Below are 10,365 nucleotides of genomic sequence, written 5' to 3'. Positions count from 1 at the left end.
ACCTACAGACCCCGCGCCATGTCGACGAACCGCGAGTAGTGGAGCTGGTGCGCCACGGTGATCGTGGAGGTGGGGCCGCCGCGGTGCTTGCCCAGGATCAGGTCCGCCTCGCCGGCGCGGGGATCGTCGCGCTCGGTGGCGTCGGGCCGGTGGAGCAGCATGACGATGTCGGCGTCCTGCTCCAGCGAGCCGGACTCGCGGAGGTCGGAGACCTGCGGCCGCTTGTCGGTGCGCTGCTCGGGGCCACGGTTCAGCTGCGAGATGGCGATCAGCGGCACGTCGAGCTCCTTGGCCAGCAGCTTGAGCTGACGGGAGAACTCGGAGACCTCCTGCTGGCGCGACTCGACCTTCTTGCCGCTCGACATCAGCTGCAGGTAGTCCACCACGATCAGCCGGAGGTCGTGCTTCTGCTTGAGCCGCCTGGCCTTGGCGCGGATCTCCATCATGGTGAGGTTGGGCGAGTCGTCGATGAACAGCGGCGCCTCGGAGATCTCGCCCATCCGCCGGGCCATCCGCGTCCAGTCCTCGTCGCTCATCTTGCCCGACTTCATGTCCGACAGCTTGACGCGCGCCTCGGCGCTCATCAGACGCATGACGATCTCGGTCTTGCTCATCTCCAGGGAGAACACCACGGAGGTGAGCCCGTTCTTGATGGAACACGACCGCATGATGTCCAGGCCGATGGTGGAGTTGTGGGTGGGTATGGCGGTGGGGCCGGCCAGGTACAGGTGGTCGGCGGCGGCCACCTCGATGCACCTCACCGGCACGCTCGCCGCGACCCTCACGTCGATGATCACCCGATCGGCGCGCCCGGAGGCCGGGTCCTCGGGAATCAGGATCCCGGAGTCGCTCACCAGCATCAGCGTCTCGAGCGACTTGGTGGTGACGACCTGGTGGGTGCCGCCCATCTCGATCCGCCACTCGTGTTCGGCGTCCGCGACGAGCTCCGCGCCGTCGTTGAACCGCAGGGTGTAGCAGGGCCGGTCCCGCCAGACCTCGGTCACGGCCACGACCTGGGTCGGCTGCCCGTCGGAGCCCAGGACGCTCTCGCCCACCGCGACCTCGCCCATCGTGGTCACGCCCCCCGGGGTGGGAAGCATGGTGTCCAGCGCGAGCGCCTTACCCACGCCGGGGCGGGCGGCGATGATAATCATCTGACCGCCGTGCAGACCGTTGGTGACGGCGTCGAGGTCGGCGAAACCGGTGGGCACGCCGTGGCTGAGACCGCCCGCGGTGTGAATCGCGTCGATCTCGTCCATCGTGGGCTGCAGGAGCTCCTCGATGATCACGTAGTCCTCGGTGGTCCGCCGCTCGGTGACCTCGAAGATCTCCGCCTGGGCCCGGTCCACGACCTCCGTGACGTCGGCCCCCTCGGATCCCGAGTAGCCGTACTGCACGATCCGCGTCCCGGCGTCCACCAGGCGGCGCAGGATCGCCTTCTCGGAGACGATCGCCGCGTAGTACCCGGCGTTGGCCGCGGTCGGCACGGTGGAGATGAGGGTGTGGAGATACGTCGCGCCGCCGGCCCTGCGCAGATCACCCCGGCGCTCCAGCTCGGCGGCGACGGTCACCGCGTCCGCGGGTTCGCCACGGGCGTAAAGGTCCAGGACGACGTCGTAGATGGCCTGGTGCGCGGGCTTGTAGAAGTCGCCGGGCTGGATCTCCTCCACCACGTCCGCGATGGCGTCCTTGCTCAGGAGCATGCCGCCGAGCACCGACTGCTCCGCGGTGAGATCCTGCGGTGGGGTGCGCCCGAACTCGGCGCTGCCGCCCTCGTCGGGCGGAGGCGGCATCTCTCCGGGACCGTTGTATCCCCCCTGCGCCATGACTACCCCTCTCGCTTCCGCACTTCACGCGTTCCCGCCCTACCGGGCCGCCCCGCCGGTCCGCGCGACCCCTTCACTGTAGGGCACCGCGGCGACACGCCCGGTGCCAGCCCTGGAGGTTATCCACAGGGTTCTCCACAATCGCTGGTGGGCTCCTGTGGACAACTGTGGAAACTCCACCGTTACGCAGGGACAACGCGTGTATCACTGTGGACAACCCGTGGAATGCCCAGCCCGGGTCCGTCAAAACCGCTGGTCACCGTCGCCTTAGCGGACCACCCGGTCCGTGGAGAACGGTGATTACCACGGCCGGATCGGCGACGCAAGAGATAACGAAAGATGAACGGTGATGATCACGAACCCGTCACGCACGGTGGACGGCACCCGCGTTATCCACAGGTCGTCCACACGCCGCCCCGCCGACCGCCATGACAAGGGCCCCGGCCGTCGGGAGCGACGACCGGGGCCCTACATGCCGGATCAGGCGGGGACGACCTCGACCGCGACCCGCGCGGTGGTGTCGTGACCCAGGTCCACCACGACGCTGTGGGCGCCGGTGGACTTGATGTGCTCCTTGGGCATGTGCACTGAGCGCTTGTCGAGCGCCGGACCGCCGGCGGTCTTGACGGCGGCGGCGACGTCGCCCGCGGTGACCGAGCCGAACAGCTTGCCGGTGTCGGAGGTCTTCACGGCGACCTTGACATCGGCCAGCGACTCGAGCTTCTGCTTGAGCTCGTTGGCGTGGTCCGAGTCGCGCACCTCACGGGCGTCGCGCGCCCGCTTGATGGAATCGATCTGGCGCTCGGCGCCCGGGGTGGCCACGATGGCCAGCCCGCGCGGGAGCAGGAAGTTACGACCGTATCCGCCCTTGACCTCGACGATGTCGCCCGGAGCTCCGAGCTTGTCGACGTCGGCGGTGAGGATCAGCTTCATGATCCGTCTACCTTTCTTTCCTCCGACGAGCCGACCGTGGCCGGACTCTCGCGAGGTCATGTCTCATGCTTATGGGGTGGGGCGCACCGGGCGCCCCGTGGGAATCGACCCAGGGATCAGAACGGGGGCTCGTCGTCCATGCCGCCGAAGCCACCGGAGCCGCCGGCCTGCGGGGCGCTCCCCCACGGGTCGTCGTTCTGCTGACCGCGGCCCTGGCCGCCACCGAAACCGCCCTGCGCCTGGCCGCCGGACTGGAATCCGCCGCCCTGCGGGGCTCCACCCTGCTGACCGCCGCCCTGGAACCCGCCCCCGCCGCCTTCGCGGTTGGTGCGGGTCACCTTGGCGGTGGCGTACTTGAGGGACGGGCCGACCTCCTCGACCTCCACCTCGTACACCGTGCGCTTCTCGCCCTCACGGGTCTCATACGAGCGCTGGCGCAGGCGTCCGTTCACGATGACGCGCATGCCCTTCTGGAGGGACTCCGCCACGTTCTCGGCAGCCTGCCGCCAGACGTTGCAGGTGAGGAACAGGCCTTCGCCGTCCTCCCACTGGTTGGTCTGCGAGTTGAAGCGGCGTGGCGTCGAGGCGATCCGGAAGTTCGCCACCGCGGCACCCGACGGCGTGAACCGTAGCTCGGGGTCCGCGACGATGTTTCCGACCACGGTGATAGGGGTGTCGCCCTGTGCCATGCGCTTGTCCTCCGTGTGAGAGCTGAGGTGGATGTGATTCGGATCGACCGACTGCGCCCAGGTTACCGGGACCGTCTGACAGTCCGGGTCACTTGTCGGCGCGGAGCACCTTCGTGCGGAGCACGCTCTCGTTCAGCCCGAGCTGACGATCCAGCTCCTTGACGGCGTCCGGGTCGGACTTGATCTGGACGACGGCGTAGATGCCCTCGGTCTGCTTGTTGATCTCGTAGGCGAAGCGTCGCTTGCCCCAGACATCGACCTTGTCGACCGAACCGCCCTCTTGCCGGATCACGTTGAGAAACGTGTCCAGCGACGGCGCCACGGTGCGCTCGTCGAGACTCGGATCGAGGATGACCATAACTTCGTATTGACGCACGGGACCTCATCACCTCCTGTGGACTCACAGATTCGGCCACGGTATCTCCGTGGCAGGAGGGTCGTTGCGTCAGCAACCCGGTAAGGCTACCCCGTCTGAGCTCGGTGGACGAAATCCCCCGGGTCGTCCCGGCGGATGTGGCCTTTCTCGACCGCCCGCACGAGCAACCTGACCTCGGTCCGGGTCACCCGTGCCGGAGGCCGATCGTCAGCGCCAGGACGACGGGCACCACGGTGAGGAAGAGGAAGGCCGCGACGGTCCAGGAGATCCAGACGGGTTGACGCCAGCCGGCCCGGAAGCCCCCGGCGGCGGTGACCATGCAGATGAAGCCGACGAGGATGCACAGGAACATCCCGATCATCCCGATGGTGCTCATGCGGTGGCGCCCACGGCCGTCGGGGTCCGACGCACCTCGTCGTCGTGGTCCCCTCCCGCCCCGACGGGGGGTTCCACCATCGGCTCGTCGGGGTCGGCGAGCACCCCGGCCAACGGGTCCGGCCCCTCGGGGCCGCCCTGGTGGGTCATCCGGACCCGGTCCAGGTGCGGGCGGTAGATCTCGACGATCACCACCACGCAGATCGCCAGCACCATCAGGTCCCGGACCAGGACCAGCGGGTGGAAGACCTCGGGGCCGATGCCCTTGTTGGCCACGCCGTGGAAGTACAGCATGTGGGCGACCCACAGGAGGGCGTCGAAGGCCATCCACGGCACCAGCAGCCGCGCGCGCGGGACGGCCAGCACCGCGAGCGGGACCAGCCACAGGGAGTACTGCGGGCTCCACACCTTGTTGGTGAGCAGGAAGACCGCCACGACGAGGAACGCCAGCTGGGCGAGCCGGGGCGTCCGGGGCGCGGTGAGCCCTATGGCGAGCACCGCGGCGCAGCCGAGCGCGAACAGCACCAGGGACACCGCGTTGAGGGTCGACGGGGCCTCCCCCGCCGCCCGGCCCACGTCGAAGCCGCCCCAGCCGGTGAGGGTCTGGACGACGGCGTAGATGCTCTCCGGGTTCGCGGGCCGGTCCGAGTTGAGCCGGAAGAACTCCTTCCACCCCTCGGGGAACGGGAGCATGATCGGCAGATTGACCACCAGCCAGGCCGCCGCCGCGGCCGCGGCCGCCCTGGCCAGGTCGGCGAACCGCCGCCGGCGGATCGCCACCACCAGCAGTGCCCCGAAGAGGAACAGCGGATAGAGCTTGGCCGCCACCCCGACGCCCAGCGCCACGCCCGCCCAGACCGGCATCCTGCGCGCCCACAGCAGCAGCGCCACGGACGCCAGCGCCACGGCGAGCAGGTCGTAGTTGGTGAAGGCCTGGAAGACGACGAGCGGGCTGGCCGCCATGAGGAGGGTGTCCCACGGCCTGCGCCCCGCCGACTTGTAGGTGGCCCAGACCGCGACCATCCACGCCATCGCGAGGAGCACGGCGCCCAGGAGGAAGTACTTGACCACCTCGATCGGGCCGCCGGGGGCCACGGCGTGCCAGGCCTGCGCGGACTGGGCGGTGACGTACTGGAACATCCCTGACACCACCGGGTACTCCATGTACCGGACCACTCCGTCGTCGGTGACCCACCTGTACTTGTAGGGGAGCGCGCCCGACGCCAGGCCCTCAGCCGAGTACAGCGGGAGGGGATCCGCGTAGCAGGCCTTGAAGTACTGCTGCCCGGTCCAGTTCAGGCCCGGCTCGGACCCGTCGGTCGGGGAGGTGGTCTCGAGGCACGACGCCTTGCTGAGGAACCCGAGCGCCAGGAACAGGACCGTGAACACCATGATCACGCGCAGCGGCGTCCAGAACCGCTGGCGGCCGACCGCCGCGTGCCGCCCGACCGGCCCACCCCACGCGCCGAGGACCTGTGCCCCCGACCCGTCGCCGGGCCGGACCCGGTCCCGGGGCTCGAGGGACCGGAGGTCGTCGTCGAGCGGCAGGGGGGAGAGGTGGCCGTTACTCTGCACGGTCACACCCTAGTCCACCGGATTTCGGTCAGGCGCCGCCCTCGCCCGGCCCGCCGGCTCCGTCCGGGACCGGCGCCGGGGCGGGAGCGGGGGCGGGGGCGGGAACCGGGGCGGGAACCGGGGCCCCGGCGCCCGGGATCACGATCTCCGGCAGGCCCGGGACGTTGAGCGTCAGCGGACCCGGGGCCTGCGGCGCGGGCGGCGGTTCCACGGGGGCGGGGGCGAAGGTGGGCGCGGGCTCGACATTCTGGTTGGCGGAGGTCCCGCCCGTGTACCCCGAGCCACCACCCGAGGACTCCCACTGCGACGCCCCCGCCTGCCCGCCGATGTACCCGGGTTGGGGGAAGTCCTCCCAGTCCGTGCCCGTGAGGGCCCCGTCCATGGCCGACTTCCAGATGTCGGCGGGCACCGTGGCGCCGTACATGATGCCGCCGTAGGAGTTGAACAGCGGCTGGTTGTCATCCGTGCCGACCCACACCGCGGTCGCGATGGACGGCGTGTAGCCGACGAACCACGCGTCCTTGTTGTAGCCGGTGTCGCCGAGCTGGGTGGTGCCGGACTTGGCGGCCGACGGGCGCCCCCCGGACAGCGAGTGGCCGTTGGAGTAGGCGGCGATCGGCTCCATCGCCGAGGTGAGGTTGGTGGCCACGTCCCGGTCCACCACCTGGTCGCCCTCGGGGGTCGAGTTGTCCAGGAGCACCTCGCCGTCCGCGGTCTCGACCTTCTGGATGAAGTGCGTGGGGTGGTGGACGCCCTCGGCGGCGAACGTCGCCAGGGCGGTGGCCATGTCGCGGACGCGGATGGGGTACTGCCCCAGGATCAGGCCGTCGTACGGGTCCCCGCCCTGCTCGCTGAGGGTCTCCCACGGCAGGCCCGGGATCTCCTTGGGGATCCCCACCCGGTGGGCCATGTCGCGCACGTCGTTCGCGCCGTTGTCCAGCATCCGCTGCAGGCGGATGAAGGAGGTGTTGAGGGAGAGCTTGAGCGCCTGCGCGATCGAACAGGTGCCGCAGGACTGGCCGCCGACGTTGGTGACGGTGACGTCGCCGGTGGTGACCGGCGCCGAGGAGATCTGGGTCCCCAGGCCGATCCCCTGGTCCAGCGCGGCCGCGACGCCGAAGATCTTGAACGTGGAGCCGGTCTGCAGCGGGGCGTTGGCGTAGTCCCAGCCCTCGGCCTCCTCGCCGCCGTAGTACCCGATCACGCCGCCGGTCCGCGGGTTGATCGACACCACCGCGGTGCGGTTCTCCGGATTCTCCCCCTGCATGTTGGACCGGGCCGCGCCGACGACCGCCGCCTGGGTCTTGGGGTCGATGGTGGTGGTGATCCTCAGGCCCCGGGTGTTGAGCATCTGCTCGTCGATCCCGGACATGGCGAGCTCGGCCAGGACCTGGCGGCGGATCGGGCCGTTGGTCGGGTCGCCCACGTTCTGCTCGATCGCCATCGGGTCCTCGACCACCTGCGGGAAGGTCGCCATCGCGCGCTGCTGCGCGTCGATCGCCCCCATGTCCCGCATCCCGTCCATGACGTAGTTCCAGCGCGCCTCGGACGCCGCCCGGTTGTTGAGCGGGTCCAGCGCGGACGGCGACTGGATGACCCCGGCCAGCAGGGCGCCCTCCTCCACCGTGAGGCTCTCGACGGGCTTGTTGAAGTAGGCGGTGGACGCGGAGGCGATCCCGTAGGCACCGCGGCCGAAGTAGATGGTGTTGAGGTACGCCTCGAGGATCTGGTCCTTGGACCATTCGTTGGTCATCTTGGCGGCGATGATGATCTCTTTGGCCTTGCGCTCGTAGGTGGGAGCGTCACCGACCATGGTGTTCTTGACGTACTGCTGGGTGATGGTCGAGCCGCCGCCGGCGCTCGACTCGCCGGTGACCTGGCCGATCACCGCGCGGCCGATGCCCGTGGGGTCGTACCCGTCGTTGGTGTAAAAGCTGCGGTCCTCCGCGGCGATCACGGCGTTGCGCACGTGCACCGGGATCGCGTCGATCCCCACCAGGGTGCGGTTGCCCTCGGGCGGGACGATCCGCCCGATCATCGTGGTGCCGTCGCTGGAGTAGATCTCGGAGATCTGGTTGGTGGCGACGCTGCCGGGGCGGGGGATCTCGGTGCGGTTGTAGGTCACCGCGACGATCGCGAGCGGAACCACCAGGAGGACGACGGCGAGGAGGATCACGGTCGTCCAGATCGGGTGACGCCGGAGCCAGCCGCGCTGGTCCGTGGACCCGCCGTGGTCCTCGTCGGCCGACCGACGTGTCCTGCCACTCTGCGACATGTTCTATCCTCCTGCGAGCCGATCCGACCGGTCCGGGCGACCCCCGGTGACGGTGCTCTGGCGACCATTGTGTACGAAATCGCGCTCCACTCCGAACTCCCGCGGCTCAGCTGTGCCGGCGGAGCTCCCGCGCGGCCCGTCGGACGCGTCTGCCCTCACCCCGCGCGAGGCCCACCTCGTAGGACTCCACGAGGTGGTTCCAGGAGCAGCTCCGGCACACCTCCACCACGTGGACGGTGAACGCGTCGTGGGTCAGGGCCAGCTGCTGGATCTCGTCGCGGCTCCGCGCGGAACCGGAGGCCGTGCCGAGGTCGTCGCCGAAGACCCAGGACACCGCGGTGAGGTTCTCCTTGCGGCACACCGGGCAGACCGTCTCGGTGACGACCCCGTGGAACCCCGCCGCGCGCAGGAGGTAGACGTCGGCGTCGCACACCTCGCGCAGCGACAGCGCGCCCTCCCGCAGGTCCGCCAGGACACCGCGGCGGCGCAGGGCGAAGTCCACCACCCGTCGACGCCTGAGCGCGTCGCGTCCGGTGGGGTCCCCCGGACCCGGCGGGGGGCCGGGTCGCGGGAAGCGGGAGTCGGCCTGGTCCACGTGGTCAGCCTACGACCCCCGCCGGATGCCGGTGCGGCTCCGGTGGCGGGGGCTCGTCCGCGCCCGGGTCTCCGCGGCGGCGACGCGTCACACCGATGCCACGGCCGGGTATATCGGCCCGATACATCAGAGGGTGTAAGATCGGTGATCGTCGCATGACACCACCAGGATCGACGCGCGGAAGGGGGGAGCCGGCATGCTCGAACTGGCCATCCTCGGCCTGCTCGACGAGCGTCCGATGCACGGCTACGAGCTGCGCAAGCGGCTCTCCGAGATGCTCGGCACGGTGCGGACCGTGTCCTTCGGCTCCCTGTACCCGACCCTGCGCCGACTCCAGCAACACGGGGACATCGTCGAGGACGCCTCGGCGGCCACGGCGACCCGCCCACCCGCCACGGCCCGGCGCGGTCGCAAGACCTACCGCATCACCGCCGGCGGCAGCCGGACCCTGGCGGCGCTGCTCGACGAGCCCGGCGCCTCGTCGTTCAACGACGACGGCTTCGGCGTCCACCTGGCCTTCTTCGACCGCACCCCCGGGCCCGCCCGGGTCCGGCTCCTCGAGGGTCGGCGGCGGGTGCTCGAGGAACGCCGCGAGGGCCAGCGCGACGCCGCCACCCGGACCGGCCCGACCGAACTCCGGTACGCCCGACAGCTCACCCTGCTCGGGCTCGAGACCAGCGAGCGCGAGCTGCGCTGGATCAACGAGCTCATCCAGACAGAGAACCCATCACAAGGAGAATCCCCATGACCGACAAGAAGGTGCGCGTCGCTATCGTCGGCGTCGGCAACTGTGCGTCGTCGCTCGTCCAGGGCGTCGAGTTCTACAAGGACGCCGCGGCGGACCAGACCGTCCCCGGCCTCATGCACGTGGAGTTCGGCGGCTACCACGTGGCCGACGTGGAGTTCGTCGCCGCGTTCGACGTCGACGGCAAGAAGGTCGGCGTGGACCTCGCCGACGCCATCACCGCCTCGGAGAACAACACCCTCGCGCTGTGCGACGTGCCGCCGACCGGCGTCACCGTCCAGCGTGGCCCCACCCTCGACGGCCTGGGCAAGTACTACCGCCTCACCATCGAGGAGTCCGCCGCCGAGCCCGTCGACGTGGTGCAGGCGCTGCGCGACGCGGAGGTCGACGTCCTGGTCAGCTACCTGCCTGTGGGCTCCGAGGAGGCCGACAAGTTCTACGCGCAGTGCTGCATCGACGCGGGGGTCGCCTTTGTCAACGCCCTGCCCGTGTTCATCGCCTCCGACCCGGTCTGGGCCGAGAAGTTCCGCAGCGCGGGCGTCCCGATCGTCGGGGACGACATCAAGTCGCAGGTCGGCGCCACCATCACGCACCGCGTCATGGCCAAGCTGTTCGAGGACCGCGGCGTCGCGCTGGACCGCACGTACCAGCTCAACGTGGGCGGCAACATGGACTTCAAGAACATGCTCGAGCGCGACCGCCTGGAGTCCAAGAAGGTCTCCAAGACCCAGGCCGTCACCTCCAACCTCGAGGGCTCGCTCAAGAACAAGGTCCACGACCGCAACGTCCACATCGGCCCGTCCGACTACGTGGAGTGGCTCGACGACCGCAAGTGGGCGTACGTTCGCCTCGAGGGTCGCGCGTTCGGCGACGCCCCGATCAACCTGGAGTACAAGCTCGAGGTGTGGGACTCGCCCAACTCGGCCGGCATCATCATCGACGCCGTCCGCGCCGCCAAGATCGCCAAGGACCGCGG

Annotated in this window: 10 protein-coding genes; 2 read left to right on the top strand and 8 right to left on the bottom strand. The window is 69.9% G+C overall.

The window, feature by feature from the left end; translation table 11 throughout:
• Positions 1-2: 2 nt before the first annotated feature.
• From dnaB to Q0444_RS09805, 8 genes are all read right to left on the bottom strand, one after another.
• Positions 3-1,826: a replicative DNA helicase gene (dnaB, locus tag Q0444_RS09840; protein ID WP_291083286.1), complete on the bottom strand. Its 1,824-nt coding sequence runs from the start codon at positions 1,824-1,826 to the stop codon at positions 3-5.
• A gap of 480 nt (positions 1,827-2,306) precedes the next feature.
• Positions 2,307-2,759, bottom strand: a complete 453-nt coding sequence (gene rplI / locus Q0444_RS09835; RefSeq protein WP_299023113.1) for a 50S ribosomal protein L9 — start codon at positions 2,757-2,759, stop codon at positions 2,307-2,309.
• A 116-nt stretch (positions 2,760-2,875) separates the two neighbouring features.
• Positions 2,876-3,448 carry a single-stranded DNA-binding protein gene (locus Q0444_RS09830; protein WP_291083282.1) on the bottom strand — a complete coding sequence of 191 codons (573 nt, stop codon included), beginning with the start codon at positions 3,446-3,448 and terminating at the stop codon, positions 2,876-2,878.
• Between the two features lie 88 nt (positions 3,449-3,536).
• Entirely contained in the window at positions 3,537-3,824 is a 288-nt protein-coding gene (rpsF, locus tag Q0444_RS09825; RefSeq protein ID WP_291083280.1) for a 30S ribosomal protein S6, read from the bottom strand.
• Positions 3,825-4,008: 184 nt separating this feature from the next.
• Positions 4,009-4,200 carry a hypothetical protein gene (locus Q0444_RS09820; protein WP_291083277.1) on the bottom strand — a complete coding sequence of 64 codons (192 nt, stop codon included), beginning with the start codon at positions 4,198-4,200 and terminating at the stop codon, positions 4,009-4,011.
• Positions 4,197-5,780, bottom strand: a complete 1,584-nt coding sequence (locus tag Q0444_RS09815) for a glycosyltransferase family 87 protein (protein ID WP_291083274.1) — start codon at positions 5,778-5,780, stop codon at positions 4,197-4,199. Before Q0444_RS09815 ends, Q0444_RS09820 begins: the two co-directional genes overlap by 4 nt.
• 22 nt (positions 5,781-5,802) lie before the next feature.
• Positions 5,803-8,049, bottom strand: coding sequence for a transglycosylase domain-containing protein (locus tag Q0444_RS09810; protein ID WP_299023110.1), 2,247 nt, complete (start codon positions 8,047-8,049; stop codon positions 5,803-5,805).
• Positions 8,050-8,155: 106 nt separating this feature from the next.
• Positions 8,156-8,554 (bottom strand): DUF5318 family protein, encoded by a 399-nt coding sequence (locus tag Q0444_RS09805; RefSeq protein ID WP_291083295.1) that lies wholly within the window; start codon positions 8,552-8,554, stop codon positions 8,156-8,158.
• A gap of 286 nt (positions 8,555-8,840) precedes the next feature.
• Here Q0444_RS09805 and Q0444_RS09800 point away from each other — a divergent pair, with 286 nt between their 5' ends.
• Both Q0444_RS09800 and Q0444_RS09795 read left to right on the top strand, forming a co-directional pair.
• Positions 8,841-9,392, top strand: a complete 552-nt coding sequence (locus tag Q0444_RS09800; RefSeq protein ID WP_291083268.1) for a PadR family transcriptional regulator — start codon at positions 8,841-8,843, stop codon at positions 9,390-9,392.
• On the top strand, positions 9,389-10,365 hold a 977-nt coding region (locus tag Q0444_RS09795), incomplete at its 3' end, for an inositol-3-phosphate synthase (protein ID WP_299023107.1). The genes Q0444_RS09800 and Q0444_RS09795, both read left to right, overlap by 4 nt.

This window comes from uncultured Dietzia sp. (assembly GCF_937873725.1).
GTDB lineage: Bacteria > Actinomycetota > Actinomycetes > Mycobacteriales > Mycobacteriaceae > Dietzia.
The sequence above is the reverse complement of the archived record's forward strand: the minus strand, read 5'-3'. Positions and strand labels throughout refer to the sequence as shown.

Coding starts and splice junctions, on each gene's coding strand:
- dnaB (WP_291083286.1), bottom strand. CDS start 1,826: ATGGCGCAGGGGGGATACAACGGTCCCGGAGAGATGCCGCCTCCGCCC.
- rplI (WP_299023113.1), bottom strand. CDS start 2,759: ATGAAGCTGATCCTCACCGCCGACGTCGACAAGCTCGGAGCTCCGGGC.
- Q0444_RS09830 (WP_291083282.1), bottom strand. CDS start 3,448: ATGGCACAGGGCGACACCCCTATCACCGTGGTCGGAAACATCGTCGCG.
- Q0444_RS09820 (WP_291083277.1), bottom strand. CDS start 4,200: ATGAGCACCATCGGGATGATCGGGATGTTCCTGTGCATCCTCGTCGGC.
- Q0444_RS09810 (WP_299023110.1), bottom strand. CDS start 8,049: ATGTCGCAGAGTGGCAGGACACGTCGGTCGGCCGACGAGGACCACGGC.
- Q0444_RS09800 (WP_291083268.1), top strand. CDS start 8,841: ATGCTCGAACTGGCCATCCTCGGCCTGCTCGACGAGCGTCCGATGCAC.